Here is an 18,398-nt window from a genome sequence, read left to right on the forward strand (position 1 = left end):
AGCGAAGGGCAGGTGCGGCGGATGAGAGGCAACGCTGACATGGCAAAACCTGGGTCCCGAGAGGACGCTCACTTCGGCGGCCTTTGGAACCGCAGATACCACGGCCGCTCGCTGCCCAGCCCAACAGCGGGCCGGATGGTCTTGATGGCGTCCTCCGGCACGGTGAAAGTGTCGCCGATGGTGAGGACGTCGCCCTTCCCAGCGCCGGAGAAGATCGCCGAGCTGCACTTCATCACGCCCTGCGGTAGGCTGACGCCGGCGATGACGTCCGGCAGCCAGCGGCGCCCGGCGGCGTCGGTCAGCATCAGCTTGCAGTCCAGCCACTGTTTTTGCAGGTCGGGGTCGCCGATGGTTACGGAGAAGGTGGCGATGACGGCGAAGGCGTGGTCGGGCAGGCGGCCGGCCTTGCCGCCGCGCAGATCGGCGAGCTTCCAGTCGCTGCCGCCGAACGGTACGGATTGGCCGAAGTCGACATCCCTGGCGATGAGGTCCTCGCCGTGCAACCATTCGCGCACGCTGTCGTAGCAGGTCTCGGCCAGTGTCAGCGGCAGCAGGATGGCGAGGGCGACAAGGCTGCGCCGCCGCCATTTTTTCTCGGCCTGTCGGTCCGCCGCCGGCTCTGTCGATACGGCGGTCATGACTTGCCCTGCGGAGCGTCGAGATCATATTCGGGCAGGACATCCGCCGGTTGACCGTCCGTTCCGGTTTTCACCTCGTCGAGGCTGATGCGGGCCTGGGCATCGAGCGGGCCGAACTGGCGCGCTGATATCAGCAGCCTGGCGCCACGGATCTGGTCGGGCGGTACTTCGAACACGAACAGGCCACGTCTTTCCAGGCCTGGATCGACACCATGCGGTGGCATGTCCTGGCGGTAGCCAAGCCGTTCCGTCTGGTGGTAGCGCAGCCCGGTCGGACCTTGCCAGGTGCCGTCGGCGACCGTGGTGGAGGCAGCAGTGGCGGTGAGATTGGTGGTCACCACCGCCCACAGGCCGCTGGTGGTCAGCAGCTTTTGCTGGCCGAACTGGCTGGCTTTCAGCGCGCGGGCGAAGATCACCTTGTCGAGCCGGACATCGAAGCTGCGCGCATGCACCGTGTCGTGCATGGCGCCATCGACCGGGATCGGCGCGGTGAGGTCGGCATAATGCGGCTTCGAGACCTGCGTGCCGTAGCTCAGCGCCACGGTGGCGCAAAGGATGGCGAGATTGCCGAGCACGCGGATTTTCATGAGCCGTTTCCCGGCGCGTTCGGCGCCGGCACATCGGCGATCGGCAAGGTGATGGAGCCGAGCCGGTAGGGATTGAACCAGCCGGGCATGCCATAGAGGTTGTCGCGCGGTTTGAAGATCTCGGCGGTGACGCCGAAGCTCAGGCTGGCCGGGACAGTGGCGTCATCGGCCAGCGGCCAGACATAGGCCATGCGCTCGGTCATCCCGGGATGCAGTTCCGGCGTCAGTGTCGCATCGCGCGTCAGCGCGATCATCGGCATGGGGTCGGACAGGGCGAGCCCGTCCGGCTTGAAGACATTGTAATAGGCCTTGTCGGATTGCGCGGTGCGGTTGGTGAGGTCGGCCTCAAGCACCAGCGCCTTCTGGCCGGGCTTCAACAGCACGCCATAGACTTTGTCATGGCTGATATAGGCGCGCACCGGCTGCACGCGCCAGCGCCCGGCATCGATGGCGGTATCAAGCGGCAGTTGCGGCGGCGCGTGGGCGGGCAGGGCACCGAAGGCTCCCATCAGGCCGGCGACGAACAGCGCGGCGATGGTTCCCGCGCCGGCTGTTATCCAAGTCTGAGCTTTTGAGCGGGCGGTCTTGAACATTCCAGATCATGCACGTCGAACGAACAGCCACCCCTCAGCAATCTAGAAAGAAAATCCGGCGGATGGAACCCGGAAATGGCTGGTCCAGCGTGCCGGGTCTCAGGCTGCTTCGCGCGCCCACAGGCGGTGGCCGTAGCGGCGGAAGAAGCGCGCCACGAGACGCTGCTGCCTGGCCCTGGCGAGGTCGGGCAAGCGCCGCTCCTGGCGCCAGCGCGGCATGTTGCGCCAGCAGGCGATGAAGCGGGCGGTGTCCTCGATGGCCTCGTCCGCCGACAGCGCCGGGCCGATCGCGGCCAGGAACAGCGGTTCGGATTGTTTCAACGCGTCGATGACGGCCTTGCGCCGGAAATGATCCTGGCGGGCCTGCGCGATGCCGTTGCGGCGGATCGCCTCGAAGGCTTCGAGCAGAGCTGGGCTGTCGCCGGTGTAACCGCAGGCGCGGGCGAAATCGGCGGCATCCATTGTGGCTCCCGGGTCTGATACGGCAGGCGACTCACATTTGCGAGTTGATAAGAGCATAACTCAAAAATTGATAAAAGAGAAACTTGTGGGAAAGTGTTAAAACTGCGACTCGACTCCTGGCTCAAAACACAGGAATATACGAACAAATCAGGAACAAACGAGGTAGAGAGGCAATGGCATTGCCGGGCAGAAGACCAGTCATCGCGCATGTCGTCTCGATATCGGTCGAGTGCGCCGATTGCGGCCGCAACAGATGGTGGAAACCGGATGAACTCCGGCGTTTCGGCGTGACGGGCAGCACGCCGCTGGCGGAGCTTTCGGGCCGCATCGTCTGCTCGGCCTGCCGCGCCGACGGGCTGCCGGGCACGGCGATCTCGATCCAGGCGGCCTTCATAGACGAGCGCCAACGCGTGCGCAGCGAGGCGCAGATGCTGAGCGAGCGGGAGGTGTTGGTGGAGGAGTCGAGGCGGGCTTGAGGGGGGTGGCTTTCTTCCTTCTCCCCTTGTGGGAGAAGGTGGATTGGCGCGTAGCGCCAAGACGGATGAGGGGTGTTCCAGGGAACGCCGGCGTCTCACCATGGTGCATCTTGAGGTAGTGGTCTGACAGGTGAAGAGCGCAAGATCTCCTGCGCCGCGTTCCGTCACTCACCCCTCATCCGTCTCGGCGCTGGCGCGCCGATCCACCTTCTCCCACAGGGGGAGAAGGAAGAGGCGCTAATACCCCAGCAATTCCTTCAGCGGGATCACCCGCCAGACATGCTTGATGGCATAGCGGTTGAAGGTCAGCGTCTTCGGCGGATTGTATTGCTCGACCACCAGCTCGCCCGCTGTACGCTTGACCAGCTTCTTGATGAAGGCCTTGCCGTTCTTCTCGTTTTCTTCCGGAAACGTCTCGATCACCACATGGTCGCCGGGCACGGCGTCGCGGCCGCCGCAATAGATGAGGTCGCCGGGTTCGTAGCGCGGCACCATGGAGTCGGAGAGCACATGCAGCGCGAAGACTTTCGGCAGGTTGCGCACGCCCGGCGGGCGCTGGACGTAGCCGGCGGGCTCGCCATTGAAGGTGAAGTCGCCGTCATCGCCGCCGACCGCGGCACCCAGCACCTCGATATCCATTGAGCCGGCGGGCATCGGGCCGGCATCGGTGACGATCTCGGCATCCGCCACCGGCCCGGCATCGTCGAGGAAGACGACCTGCCCTTGGCCGAGCGCCACCGGGTCGACGCGCAGGAAGGCGGCGGTCTTCAACAGGTTCTCGGTCTTGGGCAGATTGCGGCCGGTTTCCCAATTGCCGACGGCGGCGACATCAGTGTCGTTGTGCTCGGCAATGTGGCGCATGACCAGGCCGCGCTGCTTGCGCGCCTGGCGTATCGCCGCCCCGACCTTGATCGACAGTTCCGTTCTTGCCATGGCGCCCATGTGAGCGATGAAAGCGGCTCTCGTCTATGAAAGAATGGCTTGCATCTATTTTTGAGTTATGCTTATATCTGGTCATGCAGAACCTGTCCAGTCTTCATGGCGCGGTCGCGCCAGCCTCGCGTGAGGCGAACAAGGCGACCGAAGTCGCCAGCCATTCCCTTCCGTCCCGGCCGTCCTCCCCGGCCGGGGCGAAGCCCGAGCGCCTTGATGCCTCGGGTCCGGTCTGCCCGTCCCTGGCGGCCGGAACGGCCGGAGCCGCCGCTCCCCTCGGCTCCGGCCCCCCATTCGACCGGCATGATGCCGGTCCATACGCGCGCTCCTGCACCCGCACGCAGGACGGCACCGTCATCCTGTTCGAGCCGATGACGGGCAGGGCGGTTTCCGCCCCTGACAGAAAGACAGCCGAGGCGCGGCTGGCGCGCCTGGCCGCCGGGCATTCGATCCGCTCCGGCTGATCCATCCCGCGAGCCGGCTTTCGCACCGAACACCCTGACCGTGGCCCGGACCGGGCCCGAACCCTGACGCCTAGCCGACGGCGCGCTCGCCGGCGCGGCCGAAGGCGGACCCCTGGATGGAGCCTGGACATGGCAAGCTATAGCGACGCCGAATTGCAAGAGATCGCCCGCTGGCTGAAGGAGGGGCTTTCGGCCTCGAGGATCGCGGCGGCGTTCAGTGCGCTGCGCGGCAGCCCGGTGTCGCGCAACGCCATCATCGGCATCGTCCACCGCAACGCCATGCTGGGCGCGATCGGCTTTGCCAATGGCCGGGGGATGCCGCCGGTTGTGAGACAGGCCGCCGGCGAACAGGCAATACGCAAGCCGGCGGCTGCAAAGCAGGGCAAGGCGAGCGGCAAGGCGGCCGCGGAAAAGCGCGTCGGCGTCCATGCCGACAAGGGTACCGCAGCGCGCAAGAGCAACGCCCGGGCCAGGCGCGATTCCTCGCCGGCCTGGCTGCCGCCGCGCCTGTTCGTGCGCGAGGTGGGCGTGCTGATCGCCGATGGCGAGGCCTACCGTCTCAAGGTGCCGGCGCCGCCGCGCGGACCCATCGGCCGCCAGCCGCATGGCGTGGCGATGCGCTTCATCGACTGCTTGTTTTCCCGCTGCCGCGCGCCGCTCGACCTGACGCTGGAAGAGGATCCGGAGAACGACGCGCCGGGCGGCCGGCCCGGCGCCGACATGCTGTGCTGCGGCATGCGGACCAAAGGGCTGAAGAGCTACTGCGGCTACCACCAGGCGCGGTTTCAACGCCGGGTTTGCCAGTGAGCCTATTTCGGTATCTGCCGGCCCTGTTTGGGCATCCGGCTTTGCACGCTGCGTGCCTCCAGCCGCATGGCGGGGCCGGCTTCGGCAACCAGGATGCCGGCGACGCGGGCAAAGCCGGTGAACACTTTCATCGCGTCGGATTCGGAAATCTGTGCCGCGATCGCGGCACTGCAGGCGTTGAGCGCGCTGCGGTAGACATGGCCGCGCCGATCGATCGGCCAGCGTTGCAGGAAATCGGCGGCATCGCTGACGCTGTCGATCTCCTCGACATGTCCATCCAGGCTTACTTTGAGCGGCGTTTTCATCGTACCCACGGCGTTCACCCTCGATCTCGGCGCGGCATTCAAGCCGACGCTCATAAACGCGCGAGGCCGCCAGGCGGTTGCATCGCCTTCGCGCGGGCTTCACGGGTTGGCGGCGGCGTCGAGCCAATCATGCGCCCGGCTTCTCGGCTTGACCACCAATATTCCCTGTTGCCGGGCGGCCTTGCTGAAGGCCTCGAAGGCGGTGCGCGGGCAGCAACTGCCTCCGACCGCCAGCCTGACCAGCCGCACGGCTTCGACATAGGCGGGTGCGGTCTTGTCGGGCCAATGGTGCCGCAACGCCGTTTCGGCGTCGGCGACCGAGCCGACCAGCATGGTCTTGTTGTCGCAAAAGCGCAGCGTAATCGGCATGAAAGCCGTCATCGAAACACCTCCCTCTGGCATGGTCGCGTCATAACGTGCGGGCTGGCGGCTGGTTCCATTAGCGTGCGTGCAAGCATGGGGCAGGCATGAGCGAGCGGCCCTTCATGCAGCTCTACGTCTCCGATTTCGTCGGCGACACGTTGCAGCTCTCCACCGAGCAGATCGGCGCCTACATGCTCATCCTGATGGCGATGTGGAACGCCGGCGGCCGGCTGCCCGACGACGACGCCAAGCTGGCGCGGGTGGCGCGGCTGTCGCTCAAGAGATGGCGCACCATCAGTGGCGATCTGTTGACCTTCTTCGAGCGCGAGTCAGGCGAGATCGGCCACAAGAGGCTGACCAGGGAGCTGCATAAGGCGCAGGGCAAAAGCGAGGCGAGGGCCGCCGCCGGGGCACGTGGCGGCGCCGCCACCGCCTTGAAAACAAAGGCGCATCCTCCAGCAAATGCCGGCGCTTTGCCGCGGCATTCTCCAGACTCCAGAAGCCAGAGTGAAAAAGCTTCCGCTTTTTCCCCTGCGGGTAAAGACAAAACAGCTCCCGTTTTCTCGGGAAAGAAGTCCGGCTGGCAGCGGCCGAAAACCCATACCGACGCCGCCAACGCCATCATCGAGGAGATCCGCAGCCATGACCGCAGCCGAACTGCAGCAGGCGACGAAGGCGCTGGCGGCGATGTTCTCATGCTTCCCGCAATCCGGCCTGACTGATGTCGAGATGCAGATGCGCGGCTATCTCAGTGCTGTGCGCGACGCCGAGCTTGCCGATCTGCAAGCCGCCATCCAGCGCTTCGTGCGCGGCGAGGTGAAGAGCGGCAACGCCCAGTTCTGCCCGTCGAGCGCGCAGCTCTGCATCGAGGTGCGCGAGCGGCGGACGATGCGCGAGCTGATGGCGCGGCGGGGAGCGTAAGTACCGGCGAAGCAGGTGGCAGGATGATTCATCTCCGACAGCCTCTCCAACCAAAGACACCACACCCCAAGCCCAAGGAGCCACCCCATGCCCAAAAAAGCCAAAGCCGCCAAACCGCAGGCGCCGAAACTGCCGAAGGGCGAGGCCGAGCAGGTGCGCATCCGCCGCGAGATCGGCCATGATTTTGCGCTCAGCGACGACGCCTTCGGCCGCAAGCGGCTTGCCGCCGGCACGGCTGAAGCACGACGCGTCTACGAAGTGTCGAATGACGGCTACACCTCGACAGGCGGCATCGTGCGGGTGCGCAATGTCGATCCGCTCATCGGCATCACCTCGCTGTCGCGCCAGCAGCGCGAGGCCGGCCAGCGCTACCGCGACGATTTCCAGTGCAGCCAGCAGGCGGGCGTCAAACCGATGCGCTGGAGCGAGCGCGTCGACGGCGGCCGCCAGGGCGGCGGCATCGCCGACAGCGTGCTCGACGCCGGCCGGGCGCATGCCGCCGCCACGAGGGCACTATGCCATTGGGAGGTCGCAGCTGTGGTGCAGAAAGTTTGCTGCGCGGGGGGCTCGATCAAGAGCCTGGCGGAACAGACGGGTGAGGGAAGGGACGTGGTGACGAAGCTGCTGAAGGTCGGGCTCGACCTGCTGGCGGTGCACTACGGGATGATGATGGCGCGGTGAGATGGCGCACGATCCGACCGGCGGATGCCGGCCGGATCCGTGTCGCCGGGATCAGTTTATCCGCAGACGCGGACTTCCTCGACGATCCTGTGATGATGGCGCCAGTGATTGATCACTTCGATGTGGCAACGGTGATGGTGCCGGTGGAAATAACGCGGCCTGTAGCCGTCATCGTAGGGATCGTAGGGGCTGTAGACGTAACGGCCGCCATAGTCCCCATATCCATCATAATAATCGTTTCCATAATAGTCGTTGTAGCCGCCGCCGATGCCGATAAAGACGTGACTGCGGGCGGCGGCAGGCGCGATCATCGCCGCCGCCGAAGCAATGGCGATAACCGAGGCAAGCAGGAGCTTCTTCATGGCTACCTCCTTCTCAAGGTTGATCTAATATAACCCCCGAGAGGCGGTCCCGTTCCATGGATTTGCAAATGGACTGGCTACCGAGCCCAATCGACGTCGATCGCGGTTGGCTTTGGTAGCCGAAACCGGCGCAGCACCATGAGGCCGGCCGCGAAGGTTATGATGTGGATCAACAAGCCGATATGCAACCAAGGTTTGGCCGGCTCCGAATTTCCACTCCAGTAGTGCTCTAAAATGAACAGCATCGTATTGGTAAAGACGACGTATAAGGCCAGTTCCAAGAGGAAAATGCCGGTGAACACGAGAAACCTTGGCCAGAACGCTGTCCTTGGCGCAATCGCGGCTATGATAAGCGCGAGGAGGAATCCTAGGACAAGCGGAGCCATCGGGTTCTTTGCAACATGGACGTGAAATACGTAGGCGACCTGGGTGACGGCGACTGCTCCGACAAAGGTGGCGAGCGCCAAGGCAACAAGATTGACCGCCAGACGCTTCAACAAGTCTACCCCGCCCATCCTAGACACCTATTTTGATTGCAAGCGTGTTGAAATTTTTCAGAATTGATTCCGGCCGGAAACTGCTCCCAATCAATCGCAAAACCAAAAACGTCTCAAGGCCATCAGTATAAAGCGCAAGCGTTTCGAAGAGCCTACTACCCGCCGACCAGGTCCGAGCGTGGCGTGGTGACGCTTGAGCGCTATGTGGCGAGGTTAGCTGGGGGTGGCTGAGCGGGACTCCCCTTGTGGGAGAAGGTGGATCGGCGCGCAGCGCCGAGACGGTTGAGGGGTGGGTGATGGATCGCCGTCCTCGCCAAGCTGGAGAGCACCCCTCATCCGACCTCGCTTCGCGAGGCCACCCCGGGGCGAGCCACGGGTCTCGCCCGCCCTTCAGGCCCCGCAAGGGGAGAAGGAAGGGCGCGCTCACCCAGCCTAAAACAACGCCTTCTCCAGCAGCCCCTCCAGCGTCTCGGCAAATGCCGTCGCCAGATGATGCCGGTCACGAAACGCCAGTTTGCCGCCGATGAAGACGTGGCACTGCGTCGGGCCGCAGAAGCGGTCGGTGAGGTCGACATAGAGCGTGTCGGGGACGCTTTTGACCACGGCGCGCTCTTGCGCGGCGGCGCCGTCATTGGCGGCCTGGGCTCTCGGTGTGTCGCAGCGCGAGGGGGCTTCGCGCCACCAGAGCGCACGCGCCACGCAGGAATCGGCGAAACTGTCGCCGATCGGCGTGTCGCGGATGACGGCGGTCTCGACGCCGGCCCGGCTGAAGGCCTGCAATGTGGAGCGCAGGCCGGCTTGCCAGCGCGCGGTCTCGGCCTTGCGGCCGGCGGCGGGCATGTCGCGCGTCAGGTTTCCGATTGAGAATTCCGAGATCACCACCAGGCGCGGCTTGCGGCGGATGATGTCGGCGATTGCCTGTTCGCGCCAGGCGTCGCATTCGGTGTAGTCGCGCTTCAGCACGGTGTTGAAGGTCGAAAGCCGCGAGGCGCGGCACGAGGATTTGAGATAGGTGACCACTTTGGTGTCGTTGCGCTTGGCCGCCTCGACCAGCGGTGTCGACCAGTGGTCGGCATGTGAATCGCCGAACAGCACGATGGTGTGGGCGGCATCAGCGGAGCCGAAGGTACAGGGTTTCGGCTTCACCGTGTGGAAATCGAGCAGGCAGTTTTTGTCCACGGCGCGCGCGATGGAGGGCTGTTCGGCGGCCTGTTCGATGCCGCGCTGGGTGGGGTCGATATTGCGGGTGGCCAGATGCGCATTGGCATAGGCCACCGCCACGCCGACGCCGGTCAGCGCCAAGGCGGGGGCCAGCGCTCGAACGCCAACGGTCAGCCAGCCGCCGCGCCGCGCCGGGTTCTCGATCAAATGATAGGTGAGGAACGCCAGCGCCACCGCCAGCGCGCCGCAGCCGAGACGCTGGAGGACGCTGAGATCCGGCGCCAGCATGCCGGCATAGACGATAACAGGCCAGTGCCAGAGATAGAGCGAATAGGAGAGCGCGCCGACCCATTGCAAGGGCGGCAGCGAGAGTGCCGCGCCCGGCGTGAGGGCCTGCCAGCCGGTGGGGCTCCCTGCGTCGCTCTCCTCGCCCGCGCCGCTCAGCAGCACCAGCACCGTGCCGGCAACCGGCAGCAGCGCGTACCAGCCGGGGAAGGGCAGGTCTTCGCTCAATAGGAGATAGGCCGCCGCGATCAGCGCCAGGCCGAGCCAGCCTTGTGCTGATCGCAGCCATGGCCGCTGTTGCTGCAAGGCCGCCGGCGCCAGCGTCGCCAGGCCGCCGGCGGCGAACTCCCAGGCGCGCAGCGGCGAGAAGTAGAAGGCCCAGGCCGGAGAGAGGCTGGTGAGCCACAGGCAGGCGGCGAAAGAGGCGAGGCCGGCGGCGCCGATCACCAGCACCGCCATGCGCTTGCCCGGATGCAGCCAGGCGGCGAAGAGCAGCAGCGCCGGCCAGACGAGATAGAACTGCTCCTCCACCGACAGCGACCAGAAATGGATGAAGGGATTGCTCAGTGCATCCGAAGCGAAATAGTCGAACGACCAGCGCAGCAGCCACAGATTGATGGCATAGGCCGAGGCGAACATGGCGCCGCGCGAATAGAGCGCCTGCTCCTGCGGCGCCAAGATGAAAGTGCCTGCGGCAAGCGTCGCCAGGATGACGAACAGGGCCGCCGGCAGAAGGCGCCGGGCGCGGCGGGCATAGAAACGCCAGAGGTCGAGCCGGCCGGTCTCGGTGATCTCGCGCATCAAATGCGTCGTGATCAGCCAGCCGGAGATGACGAAGAAGATGTCGACGCCGGCAAAGCCGCCGGGCAGTGCCGTGAGGCCGAAATGATAGGCAACGACGCCGCCGACCGCCAGCGCGCGCAATCCCTGTATATCAGGCCGAAACGATGCCGCCACGACAGCTCCTTCGTTATGCCCAGCCCGCCCCGCATGTCGGCCTGGTCAGCCGATATCGCAATGCAGCAAGTTTTTTGCAGCGCAACATGGCCAGAAGAAGGAGGGAAAGAGGCAGGATGCCTCGACCGGCAACGATGGGACGGCCGCGAATACCGGCCGGCGATCACGGAACCTTGTTGGGCTTGACAAGCAAGGGCTTTCGTAGCGACCTGCGCGGGCAAATCCCGGGCATTGGGGCATTCCATGAAGAAGACTTACGAAAAGCCGGTCCTGGTGAAGCGCGAGAAACTGTCCGCCGTCGTCGCGTTCGTGGCGTCCGGTCCGGTCTGAGCAGGGATTTTCGCCGGCCCGTTCGTGGTGACAATGGAACAGGCGGGCTTTCCGGCCGCCGTCACTGGGCTGACATGCCGGTCGCGGCTTGATGCGTGCCGTCCAGGCGGCCTGCAAACGGCGGCTTTATGCGCTTCCGGGCCGGGATTCCCGGCGCATGGGCGGCATTGGCGCCCGCGCACCGCGCGCGGCATAGAGGCCGGTGGCGGCCGCCGCCACGACCAAGGCGGCAAACACCATCAGCTTCCCAGGCGTCACTCCCTGCGGGCCGAAGGCGACGGCATACATGGTGCGGCCGGGGATGAAGGTCAAAAGCCCGGTGATAACAAGGCCGAAAATGTAGGTGCCCTGCATGATGCGGCGGTGGGCGGCAACGTGGCCGCCGCGCGCGGCGCGCACGCCGCGCCACAGCATCACCAGCACCAACAGCGACAGAAGGTGGATCGGGCTGAACGGCCCCCACAGCCGGATCGTCCAGATGAACAGGCCGGAGCCGGCGACCGTCGCCATCAGCGCCACCCAGACACGGCCAAGCGCCCGGTGCAGCCGGTCGCCCTTGGCGCGCCAGAGCTGCATGGCGCCGAGCAGCAGCGCGGCGATGGCGATCAGCGCATGGAGCTGGATGACGGGCGAGGCGTGGAGCAAGGGGCTGAGCGACATCGGTGTTCTCCGCGAGATGGCGGATTATGGCCGATGGGGCGCTGGAGCGGCAAGGGAGGCGGTGCGGCCGAGGTTGCTCCGATCCCGCCGCACAACAAAACGGCCCCATATGCGGGGCCGTTTTGCACGGGCGTGCGACGGGCTACTTGCTGCCGCCGTTCTTCTTCACGCTCGAGCAGAATTCCGGATGGGTGTTGGTCGGGTTGGCGTTCTTGGCCTCATCCTCGCAGGCCTTTGCCATCGCGGTCTGGTCGTCCGGTGTCAGCGCCTTCCAGGCTTTGACGAAATCGTCATCGCCACGCAGCGTCTTCATGCTGGAGTCGGTGTAGAAGGGCTGCATCTTGGCCGGATCGTCGAGAGCGGACGTGCCGGAGTTGGCTGCCGCGAGTGCCGAGCCCGCGACCATCGAAAGCGTCATGGCGCCAAGACAGATCATCTTGATATTCATGATAGGTTCCTTCCCTGTTGCTTTTGTGATCGTCTAAGCAACGATCAAGGACGTAACGGGAAGAATTGGGTGAAAGTTCCAGTTTCTCGCGCGAAATTAGCTCAATTTTGTCAAAATATATCTGCCGGAAGCTTGAGATATTCCCCGGTTATTATCGGCTGCCTGCACGAAAGCTTTCTGTCGCCGGAATTTCCGCGCAACAACTCACCGCTGATGTGACGCCGGGCCGATCGGATGTGGCAGCGTCCGGCGATTTTGAAACTTCCCGGCTCCCTGATTGTTCCGCGCCGGCCGCCTTGAAAAAAGGCCCCACCAGCAGGGGGCCGGCGGGGCATGATCGGAGGTCTGCGATCGCCTGGGAGGCGATCTCGGGAGCAACGGGAACGGCGTTCGAAAAGTTTCACTGGTTTGCGCGCTGGATTGCCGAGGCTGTCCAAACCAGCCTCAGCCACCTGCTGCCCGCCGGCCCTGGCCGCGCCGGGCAAGCAGGTTCGCCACCACCAGCAGAACGATCGACAGCGCCATCATCAGCGTCGCGGCGGCGGTGATGGCGGGTGAGAGTTTTTCGCGCAGGCCGATGAACATTTCGAGCGGCATGGTGCGCTGGCCGGCACTGGCCAGGAACTGCACCACCACCACCTCGTCGAAAGAGGTGACGAAGGCGAAGGCCGCGCCCGAAAGCACGCCGGGCAGGATCAGCGGCAGCATCACGCGGAAGAAGGCGGTCAGCGGCCTTGCGCCCGAAATGGCGGCGGCGCGCATCAGGTTGCGGTCGAAGCCGGTGAGGCTGGCGCCGACGGTGACGACGACGAAGGGGCTGGCAAGGGCTGTATGCGCCAGGATGATGCCGGCATAGGTGCTGGCGAGGCCAATGCGGGCGTAGAACAGATATGAGCCGACGGCGGTGATCACCACGGGCACGATCAGCGGCGACAGAAGCAGCGGCATGACGATGCGGCGGCCGGGGAATTTCTCATTGGACAAAGCAATTGCCGTCAGCGTGCCGAGTGTGGTGGCGATCAGCGTCGTGCCGAAGGCGACGATCAGGCTGTTGCCGATCGCCGACTGCCAGCGCTGCGTGCCGAGCACCACCTCGTACCAGCGCGTCGACAGGCCTTCGAGCGGGAAGACGAAGAAGGCGCCGCTGTTGAAGGAGAGCGGCACGGGGATGAGGATCGGCACCAGCAGGAACAGGATGACCAGCCCGCACCACAGCCAAAGCAGCGCGACGCGGATGCGTTCACCAGGGGTCGGGTAGGGTGAGAGCAGCATGGCTACACCATCTTCAGGCGGTCGAGGCCGAGGATCCGGGCGAAGATGCCGAACAGGGCAAGCGTGAAGACGAGCAGGATGAAGCTCAGCGCCGCCGCCATCTCCCAGTTCAGTTCGACATTGACGTAATTGGCGATGAAATTGCTGATCAGCTGGTCGCTGGCGCCGCCGATCAGGGCAGGGGTGATGTAGTAGCCCAGGCACAGGATGAAGGTGAGCAGGCAGCCGGCCATGACGCCCGGGAAAACCTGCGGGAGATAGACGCGCCGGAAGGCGGTGAACGGCCTTGCGCCGAGCGAATAGGCCGCCTTCATCTGCGAGGGCGCGATGGTGCGCATGACCGAGTAGATCGGCAGCAGCGTGAAGGGCAGCTGGATATGGGTCATGGCGATGATCAGGCCGATGCGGCTGTACATCAAATCGAGCCGTTCATTGACGAAGCCGAGCCACAGCAGCATGTCGTTGACCAGGCCGAATTTCTGCAACAGCACCGTCCAGGCGGCGGTGCGCACCAGGATCGAGGTCCAGAAGGGCAACAGCACCGCCACGATCAGGATCGCCGCCAGACCTTTGGGCACGCTCGATATGAGATAGGCGAGGGGAAAGCCGAGCAGCAAGGTGGCGAGCGTCACCGCGGCGGCAACGAAGAAGGTGCGCAGGAACACTTGCAGGAAGATCGCCTGTTCGGGCGGCACGCGCTCGATGCCGTCATCGGCGTTCCACCTGAGATCGAGCGCGCTCAAGAGATAGAACGAGGTGATGGCGTGGGTGCCGTTGGCGATGACCGGCCAGGTGCCGGGTGCCGACCAGAAGGGCACGGCTTTCATGATCTCGAGCGGCGGCTTGCCGCCGGCGGCTTCGAGCTGGCGTACGGTCTTCAGCACCAGGCTGCGGGCGCCGGGCAGGCGGGCGTTGAGCGCCTTGGCCAGCTCGTAGGCGGTGCCCTTGGCCTGGTTTTCGCTGAGGTCCGCGGCGAGCGCGATGTAGGCGGCATCATCAGGCGGGCCCTGGCCGTTCCAGTCGGACAGGGCCACGCTGGTGCGCGGCAGAGCGTCGGCGATGGTCGGGTCGTAGACGGCGCGCGAGAGCAGCAGCACGATCGGGATGCCGAAGCTCAAGGCGAGAAGCAGGAGCAGGGGGGCCGCCAGCGCCAGCGAACGCAGCCGGTCGCCGAATTCGGCGCGCCGCAGCGCCGCCGACACCGACTTCTGGTCGGTGTCGGCGGCTGACCGGCCGCGGGCCAGCGCGGGCCGGTCGAGTTCGCTGGGCTGCAAGGCCGACATCCTTACTGCGCCAGCCAGGCGTTGAAGCGCTTGACCAGGTCTTCGCCATAGTCGCCCCAGAACTCGGTGTCGGCAACGAGGTAGGCGCCGGCCAGATGGTCAGGCGCGTTGGGCAGTTTCGGCAAGGCGTCCGCAGCGACGAAGGAGGCCGCATCGGTGCGCACCGGACCGTAGGTGATGTAGCTGGCGAGCTTGGCGTTGTTTTCCGGCTTCGAGATATAGGCGAGGTATTTGTAGGCGAGATCCGGGTTCTTGGCGCCCTTTGGAATGGCGATCATGTCGTATTCGAGGATCTGGTTGTTCCAGACGATCTTGAACGGCTTCTTGTCGGTGTCGATGGCGTTCTGGATGCGGCCGTTCCAGGCCGTGGTCATCACCACTTCCTGCGAAGCGAGCAATTGCGCCGGCTGCGCGCCAGCATCCCACCAGACAATGTCCTTCTTGATGGTGTCGAGCTTCTTGAAGGCGCGGTCGACGCCTTCGGGCGTGGCCAGCACCTTGTAGACATCGGCTGGCGCGACGCCATCGGCCATCAGCGCCCATTCAAGATTCTGCGCCGGGAATTTGCGCATGGCGCGTTTTCCGGGGAATTTCTTGGTGTCGAAGAGATCGAGCACCGAGGTCGGCGCTTCCTTCAGCACGGTCGGGTCGTAGGCGAGGATGTCGCCGTAAGCGTCGAGGCCGACACCGCAATCGAGCGCCGAGCCCTCGATGAATTTGTCGCGCGGCCCGATCTTGGAATAGTCGAGGCGCTCCAGAATGCCGGCGTCGCAGCCTTGCAGCACGGTCGCGGTTTCCACCGTCACCAGGTCGATCGGCACGTTGCCGGTGTCGACCATGGCTTTGACCTTGCCGAGATCGCCGAGATATTCCTGCTCGAGGATTTTTGCGCCGGTCTCCTTGCTGAACGGCTCGAACCAGGCCTTGCGCTGGGCATCCTGCCAGGCGCCGCCACTGGCCATGATCGATAGTTCCTCGGCGAAGGCGGCGTGGCCGATGGTGAAGAGTGCGGTGGCTGCCGTGAATACGAGCATCCGGGTTTTTGCGATTTTCATTTTTCTTCCCCTGTTTTTGAGATGGATCTGTTCTTGAGATTGCCTGGTTCAGGACGGCCCCGCCTTGGTGGCAGAGGCATCGGCGGGAAAGGCGCGGCAGTCACCCGGCGCGCAGGAGACCGTGACGGCCTCGCCATTGGCCATGGTTGCCTCGGGGCCGACCTTGACGGTTAGCACCTGGTCGTTGCCGAGCCGGGCGAGAAGGCGCAAATGGTCGCCGAGATAGATGCGGCCGTCGACCGTGGCGGGCAGGGCGTTGCCGCCGGCCGGCATAAGGCTCAACCGCTCGGGGCGGATGGCGACATGGCAGGCGGCACCTTGCGCCACGCCGATGGCGAGCGCGGTGAGCTCGCCGCCGCCGGTCAGCCGCACGCGGCATTGCTGGCCGGAGATGCGGTCGACGACGCCTTCCAGCGTGTTGTTCTCGCCGATGAAGCTCGCCACGAACGAGCTTTGCGGGGCGTTGTAGAGATCGTCGGGCGAACCGAGCTGGGCGATGGCGCCATTGTTGAAGACGGCGACGCGGTCCGACATGGTCAGCGCTTCGCTCTGGTCATGGGTGACGTAGACGATGGTGACGCCGAGCATGGTGTGGATCTGCTTGATCTCGAGCTGCATGTGCTCGCGCAGTTTCTTGTCGAGCGCGCCCAGCGGCTCGTCCATCAGCACCAGGCTCGGTTCAAACACCAGCGCGCGGGCCAGCGCCACACGCTGCTGCTGGCCGCCGGAAAGCTGCGCCGGCTTGCGGTCGCCGAACTGCTTCAGCCGCACCATGTCGAGCGCACGGCCGACGCGGCCGGCAATGTCGGCCTTGCCGACCTGGCGGACGGAGAGCGGGAAGGCGACGTTTTCCGCCACACTCATATGCGGGAACAGCGCGTAGTTCTGGAACACCATGCCGATGTTGCGCTGGTAGGGCGGCGAGCGGTCGACCGGCTTGCCTTCCAGCGTGATGGTGCCGCTGGTCGGCCGTTCGAAGCCGGCCAGCATGTTGAGCGTCGTCGTCTTGCCCGAACCGGAAGGGCCGAGCAGCGTCAGGAATTCGCCGCGCGCGACGCCGAGGTTCAGCCGGGTCACCGCGAAGGCGCGGCCGTCATAGGATTTCTCGACATCGACGAAATCGACGAAGGCCGGGCCGGGTGCCGAGGCTGGCGATGATACGGCCATGGCGCTCATCGGGTGCGACCCCGGAACGCGGCGGCTGAAGCAGTTTGCGGCTTGTGATGCATGGTTCCATCCCATTGGAAGCCCGCATCTCGGCGGGTCGTCCAAACTTGTATGCTCACACAATCTATCTAAAATCGAGCATAGATGCAGACAACTTTGGGCGTCAAACCGGTATTTGCCGCGATTGTGTGATATTTTCGGCTGGCAAAGCCAAATTGATGTCACACAAGTGCTATTGTCCGGCGAATTGTCTTATGCTAAGCCCACGACGAAGCCGAAGCCCCGAATCCATCCAGCATGCTCAGCGATCTCCGCCTTACCGAGGATGAAAGTCCGGTCTATCGCCGTCTCGCCGACGCGATCGCCGAGCGCATTGCCACGGGTACGCTCGCGGTCGGCGACCGGTTGCCGCCGCAGCGTGACATTGCGCGCGCGCTCGGCATCAACGTCACCACGGTGACGCGGGCGCTGGCAACGCTGCAGCAGCGCGGCCTGCTGGAGGCGCGGCCGGGGCGGGGCACGACCGTGGCGGCCAGGCAGGCGGCCGAGCGACCCGGCTTCGTCTCGGCGCCGAGCGACGAGAGCGGCATCATCGATCTCTCGGTCAATCGCCCCGCCACCTCGGCCTATCTCGACGCGCTGGCGGCGCTGCTGCCGCGCCTGCCCAGGGATCCGCACTATGCCTCGCTGCAGGACTATCATCCGCCGGAAGGGCCGCTGTGGGCCCGCGCGGCCGTCGCCGACTGGCTGAAGTCCGTTGCCGGCGACGGCGACCCCGGCCGCGTGGTGCTGGCGGCCGGTGCCCAGCACGGGCTCGACTGCCTGCTTGGCGCGGTGACACGGCAAGGCGAGGTGGTGCTGGCCGACGAGGTGACCTATCAGGGCATCAACGCGCTTTGCCGGGTGCATGGGCTCGATCTCAGGGGTGTCGCCATGGATCGCGGCGGCATGCGGCCGGACGCCTTCGACGCCGCCTGCGCGCAGCTCCGCCCCCGCGCGGTATTCCTGGTGCCGACGCTGCACAACCCCACCACCATTACGCTGAGCGAAGCGCGGCGTTACGAGCTTGCCGCCGTGGCGCGCCGCCACAATGTCATGATCATCGAGGATGACGTCTACCGGCCGCTGGCCGACGAGGCGTTGCCCTCCTTCGCCAGCCTGGAGCCGGAGCTGACGGTGCATATCGGCGCGCTGTCGAAATGCCTGGCGCCGGGCTTGAGGCTCGGCTTCGTCATTGCGCCGCGCGCCATTGCCGGCCAGGTCGCGGCGGCTTTGCGCATCAATTGCTGGAGCATCAGCCCGCTGACGGCGCTGATCGGCGCGCGCATGATCGAGGACGGGGCAGCGGCGCGCATCATCGAGGTGCAGAAGCACGAGCTGCGCCAGCGCCAGGCAATCTTGAGCGAAATCCTCGGCCGCTACGATGTGCAGAGCCAGCCGAGCGCCACCCATGCCTGGCTGCGCCTGCCCGAGCCATGGCGCGGCGCCGGCTTTGCCCGCACCTGCCTGGAGCGCGGCGTGGCGCTGCTGCCGGGCGATGCCTTCGCCGTCGGCCGCGAGCCGGTGCAGCACGGCGTGCGCATCAATGTCGGTGCGGCGCGCTCGCAGGACGATCTGCGCACGGCGCTGACCACCATGGCCGAGCTGCTGTCGGCCGGGCATCTGCAACTGCCCGGTTTTGTCTGAGGTCA

At 65.3% G+C, this 18,398-nt stretch carries 23 protein-coding genes; 7 read left to right on the plus strand and 16 right to left on the minus strand.

What is annotated here, in order from left to right:
- Positions 1 to 68: 68 nt before the first annotated feature.
- The 4 genes from AC04SF_RS06920 to AC04SF_RS06935 form a co-directional block, all read right to left on the minus strand.
- Complete coding sequence (locus AC04SF_RS06920) at positions 69 to 638, minus strand: hypothetical protein (protein ID WP_488477104.1); 570 nt, start codon at positions 636 to 638, stop codon at positions 69 to 71.
- Complete coding sequence (locus AC04SF_RS06925) at positions 635 to 1,225, minus strand: hypothetical protein (protein WP_488477105.1); 591 nt, start codon at positions 1,223 to 1,225, stop codon at positions 635 to 637. The genes AC04SF_RS06920 and AC04SF_RS06925 overlap by 4 nt, the downstream gene beginning before the upstream one ends.
- Positions 1,222 to 1,818: a hypothetical protein gene (locus tag AC04SF_RS06930; protein ID WP_488477106.1), complete on the minus strand. Its 597-nt coding sequence runs from the start codon at positions 1,816 to 1,818 to the stop codon at positions 1,222 to 1,224. Before AC04SF_RS06930 ends, AC04SF_RS06925 begins: the two co-directional genes overlap by 4 nt.
- A 99-nt stretch (positions 1,819 to 1,917) precedes the next feature.
- Positions 1,918 to 2,280 (minus strand): hypothetical protein, encoded by a 363-nt coding sequence (locus tag AC04SF_RS06935; protein ID WP_488477107.1) that lies wholly within the window; start codon positions 2,278 to 2,280, stop codon positions 1,918 to 1,920.
- 173 nt (positions 2,281 to 2,453) lie between these two features.
- Between AC04SF_RS06935 and AC04SF_RS06940 the strand changes: the two genes are divergently transcribed.
- Entirely contained in the window at positions 2,454 to 2,756 is a 303-nt protein-coding gene (locus tag AC04SF_RS06940) for a hypothetical protein (protein ID WP_488477108.1), read from the plus strand.
- 237 nt (positions 2,757 to 2,993) lie between these two features.
- On the opposite strand, the gene AC04SF_RS06945 is transcribed toward AC04SF_RS06940, so the two are convergent.
- Positions 2,994 to 3,698 (minus strand): XRE family transcriptional regulator, encoded by a 705-nt coding sequence (locus tag AC04SF_RS06945; protein ID WP_488477109.1) that lies wholly within the window; start codon positions 3,696 to 3,698, stop codon positions 2,994 to 2,996.
- A gap of 74 nt (positions 3,699 to 3,772) precedes the next feature.
- Between AC04SF_RS06945 and AC04SF_RS06950 the strand changes: the two genes are divergently transcribed.
- Complete coding sequence (locus AC04SF_RS06950; RefSeq protein ID WP_488477110.1) at positions 3,773 to 4,153, plus strand: hypothetical protein; 381 nt, start codon at positions 3,773 to 3,775, stop codon at positions 4,151 to 4,153.
- 129 nt (positions 4,154 to 4,282) lie between these two features.
- Positions 4,283 to 4,960: a GcrA cell cycle regulator gene (locus AC04SF_RS06955; protein WP_488477111.1), complete on the plus strand. Its 678-nt coding sequence runs from the start codon at positions 4,283 to 4,285 to the stop codon at positions 4,958 to 4,960.
- Positions 4,961 to 4,962: 2 nt separating this feature from the next.
- Here AC04SF_RS06955 and AC04SF_RS06960 read toward each other — a convergent pair whose 3' ends face one another.
- Complete coding sequence (locus AC04SF_RS06960; protein ID WP_488477344.1) at positions 4,963 to 5,265, minus strand: DUF982 domain-containing protein; 303 nt, start codon at positions 5,263 to 5,265, stop codon at positions 4,963 to 4,965.
- Between the two features lie 99 nt (positions 5,266 to 5,364).
- Complete coding sequence (locus AC04SF_RS06965) at positions 5,365 to 5,646, minus strand: DUF982 domain-containing protein (protein WP_488477112.1); 282 nt, start codon at positions 5,644 to 5,646, stop codon at positions 5,365 to 5,367.
- An 86-nt stretch (positions 5,647 to 5,732) separates the two neighbouring features.
- Here AC04SF_RS06965 and AC04SF_RS06970 point away from each other — a divergent pair, with 86 nt between their 5' ends.
- The 3 genes from AC04SF_RS06970 (at position 5,733) to AC04SF_RS06980 (ending at position 7,230) form a co-directional block, all read left to right on the plus strand.
- Positions 5,733 to 6,350: a YdaU family protein gene (locus AC04SF_RS06970; protein WP_488477113.1), complete on the plus strand. Its 618-nt coding sequence runs from the start codon at positions 5,733 to 5,735 to the stop codon at positions 6,348 to 6,350.
- The gene (locus tag AC04SF_RS06975; protein WP_488477114.1) at positions 6,271 to 6,549 is read left to right on the plus strand and encodes a hypothetical protein; all 279 of its coding nucleotides are present in this window, start codon (positions 6,271 to 6,273) and stop codon (positions 6,547 to 6,549) included. Before AC04SF_RS06970 ends, AC04SF_RS06975 begins: the two co-directional genes overlap by 80 nt.
- A gap of 87 nt (positions 6,550 to 6,636) precedes the next feature.
- Entirely contained in the window at positions 6,637 to 7,230 is a 594-nt protein-coding gene (locus AC04SF_RS06980) for a DUF6456 domain-containing protein (RefSeq protein WP_488477115.1), read from the plus strand.
- 56 nt (positions 7,231 to 7,286) lie between these two features.
- Here AC04SF_RS06980 and AC04SF_RS06985 read toward each other — a convergent pair whose 3' ends face one another.
- The 9 genes from AC04SF_RS06985 to AC04SF_RS07025 all read right to left on the minus strand — a co-directional run bounded on the left by AC04SF_RS06985 (position 7,287) and on the right by AC04SF_RS07025 (position 16,716).
- Positions 7,287 to 7,592, minus strand: coding sequence for a hypothetical protein (locus AC04SF_RS06985; protein ID WP_488477116.1), 306 nt, complete (start codon positions 7,590 to 7,592; stop codon positions 7,287 to 7,289).
- Between the two features lie 77 nt (positions 7,593 to 7,669).
- A complete protein-coding gene (locus AC04SF_RS06990) occupies positions 7,670 to 8,092 on the minus strand; it encodes a hypothetical protein (RefSeq protein ID WP_488477117.1) in 423 nt (140 codons plus the stop codon).
- A 429-nt stretch (positions 8,093 to 8,521) separates the two neighbouring features.
- Positions 8,522 to 10,492 (minus strand): acyltransferase family protein, encoded by a 1,971-nt coding sequence (locus AC04SF_RS06995; RefSeq protein WP_488477118.1) that lies wholly within the window; start codon positions 10,490 to 10,492, stop codon positions 8,522 to 8,524.
- A gap of 456 nt (positions 10,493 to 10,948) precedes the next feature.
- The gene (locus AC04SF_RS07000; RefSeq protein ID WP_488477119.1) at positions 10,949 to 11,482 is read right to left on the minus strand and encodes a DUF2306 domain-containing protein; all 534 of its coding nucleotides are present in this window, start codon (positions 11,480 to 11,482) and stop codon (positions 10,949 to 10,951) included.
- 142 nt (positions 11,483 to 11,624) lie between these two features.
- Positions 11,625 to 11,930 (minus strand): hypothetical protein, encoded by a 306-nt coding sequence (locus AC04SF_RS07005; protein WP_488477120.1) that lies wholly within the window; start codon positions 11,928 to 11,930, stop codon positions 11,625 to 11,627.
- A 444-nt stretch (positions 11,931 to 12,374) separates the two neighbouring features.
- Complete coding sequence (locus tag AC04SF_RS07010) at positions 12,375 to 13,202, minus strand: ABC transporter permease (RefSeq protein WP_488477121.1); 828 nt, start codon at positions 13,200 to 13,202, stop codon at positions 12,375 to 12,377.
- 2 nt (positions 13,203 to 13,204) lie between these two features.
- Entirely contained in the window at positions 13,205 to 14,485 is a 1,281-nt protein-coding gene (locus AC04SF_RS07015) for an ABC transporter permease (RefSeq protein ID WP_488477122.1), read from the minus strand.
- A 2-nt stretch (positions 14,486 to 14,487) separates the two neighbouring features.
- On the minus strand, positions 14,488 to 15,540 hold the full coding sequence (locus AC04SF_RS07020; RefSeq protein ID WP_488477123.1) for an ABC transporter substrate-binding protein: 1,053 nt from the start codon (positions 15,538 to 15,540) through the stop codon (positions 14,488 to 14,490).
- 48 nt (positions 15,541 to 15,588) lie between these two features.
- The gene (locus AC04SF_RS07025; protein ID WP_488477124.1) at positions 15,589 to 16,716 is read right to left on the minus strand and encodes an ABC transporter ATP-binding protein; all 1,128 of its coding nucleotides are present in this window, start codon (positions 16,714 to 16,716) and stop codon (positions 15,589 to 15,591) included.
- 288 nt (positions 16,717 to 17,004) lie between these two features.
- Here AC04SF_RS07025 and AC04SF_RS07030 point away from each other — a divergent pair, with 288 nt between their 5' ends.
- Entirely contained in the window at positions 17,005 to 18,393 is a 1,389-nt protein-coding gene (locus tag AC04SF_RS07030) for an aminotransferase-like domain-containing protein (protein WP_488477125.1), read from the plus strand.
- Positions 18,394 to 18,398 lie beyond the last annotated feature (5 nt).

The sequence above is a fragment of the Mesorhizobium sp. CNPSo 4671 genome (genome assembly GCF_057784245.1).

Excerpts from the sequence above, each read along its gene's own strand:
- AC04SF_RS06975 (WP_488477114.1), top strand. The coding sequence starts at position 6,271 with ATGACCGCAGCCGAACTGCAGCAGGCGACGAAGGCGCTGGCGGCGATG.
- AC04SF_RS07030 (WP_488477125.1), top strand. The coding sequence starts at position 17,005 with ATGCTCAGCGATCTCCGCCTTACCGAGGATGAAAGTCCGGTCTATCGC.
- AC04SF_RS07010 (WP_488477121.1), bottom strand. The coding sequence starts at position 13,202 with ATGCTGCTCTCACCCTACCCGACCCCTGGTGAACGCATCCGCGTCGCG.
- AC04SF_RS07005 (WP_488477120.1), bottom strand. The coding sequence starts at position 11,930 with ATGAATATCAAGATGATCTGTCTTGGCGCCATGACGCTTTCGATGGTC.
- AC04SF_RS06950 (WP_488477110.1), top strand. The coding sequence starts at position 3,773 with ATGCAGAACCTGTCCAGTCTTCATGGCGCGGTCGCGCCAGCCTCGCGT.
- AC04SF_RS06920 (WP_488477104.1), bottom strand. The coding sequence starts at position 638 with ATGACCGCCGTATCGACAGAGCCGGCGGCGGACCGACAGGCCGAGAAA.
- AC04SF_RS06945 (WP_488477109.1), bottom strand. The coding sequence starts at position 3,698 with ATGGGCGCCATGGCAAGAACGGAACTGTCGATCAAGGTCGGGGCGGCG.
- AC04SF_RS06935 (WP_488477107.1), bottom strand. The coding sequence starts at position 2,280 with ATGGATGCCGCCGATTTCGCCCGCGCCTGCGGTTACACCGGCGACAGC.
- AC04SF_RS07000 (WP_488477119.1), bottom strand. The coding sequence starts at position 11,482 with ATGTCGCTCAGCCCCTTGCTCCACGCCTCGCCCGTCATCCAGCTCCAT.
- AC04SF_RS06960 (WP_488477344.1), bottom strand. The coding sequence starts at position 5,265 with ATGAAAACGCCGCTCAAAGTAAGCCTGGATGGACATGTCGAGGAGATC.
- AC04SF_RS06930 (WP_488477106.1), bottom strand. The coding sequence starts at position 1,818 with ATGTTCAAGACCGCCCGCTCAAAAGCTCAGACTTGGATAACAGCCGGC.
- AC04SF_RS06970 (WP_488477113.1), top strand. The coding sequence starts at position 5,733 with ATGAGCGAGCGGCCCTTCATGCAGCTCTACGTCTCCGATTTCGTCGGC.
- AC04SF_RS06980 (WP_488477115.1), top strand. The coding sequence starts at position 6,637 with ATGCCCAAAAAAGCCAAAGCCGCCAAACCGCAGGCGCCGAAACTGCCG.
- AC04SF_RS06985 (WP_488477116.1), bottom strand. The coding sequence starts at position 7,592 with ATGAAGAAGCTCCTGCTTGCCTCGGTTATCGCCATTGCTTCGGCGGCG.
- AC04SF_RS06940 (WP_488477108.1), top strand. The coding sequence starts at position 2,454 with ATGGCATTGCCGGGCAGAAGACCAGTCATCGCGCATGTCGTCTCGATA.
- AC04SF_RS06955 (WP_488477111.1), top strand. The coding sequence starts at position 4,283 with ATGGCAAGCTATAGCGACGCCGAATTGCAAGAGATCGCCCGCTGGCTG.
- AC04SF_RS07020 (WP_488477123.1), bottom strand. The coding sequence starts at position 15,540 with ATGAAAATCGCAAAAACCCGGATGCTCGTATTCACGGCAGCCACCGCA.
- AC04SF_RS07025 (WP_488477124.1), bottom strand. The coding sequence starts at position 16,716 with ATGAGCGCCATGGCCGTATCATCGCCAGCCTCGGCACCCGGCCCGGCC.
- AC04SF_RS06965 (WP_488477112.1), bottom strand. The coding sequence starts at position 5,646 with ATGACGGCTTTCATGCCGATTACGCTGCGCTTTTGCGACAACAAGACC.
- AC04SF_RS07015 (WP_488477122.1), bottom strand. The coding sequence starts at position 14,485 with ATGTCGGCCTTGCAGCCCAGCGAACTCGACCGGCCCGCGCTGGCCCGC.
- AC04SF_RS06925 (WP_488477105.1), bottom strand. The coding sequence starts at position 1,225 with ATGAAAATCCGCGTGCTCGGCAATCTCGCCATCCTTTGCGCCACCGTG.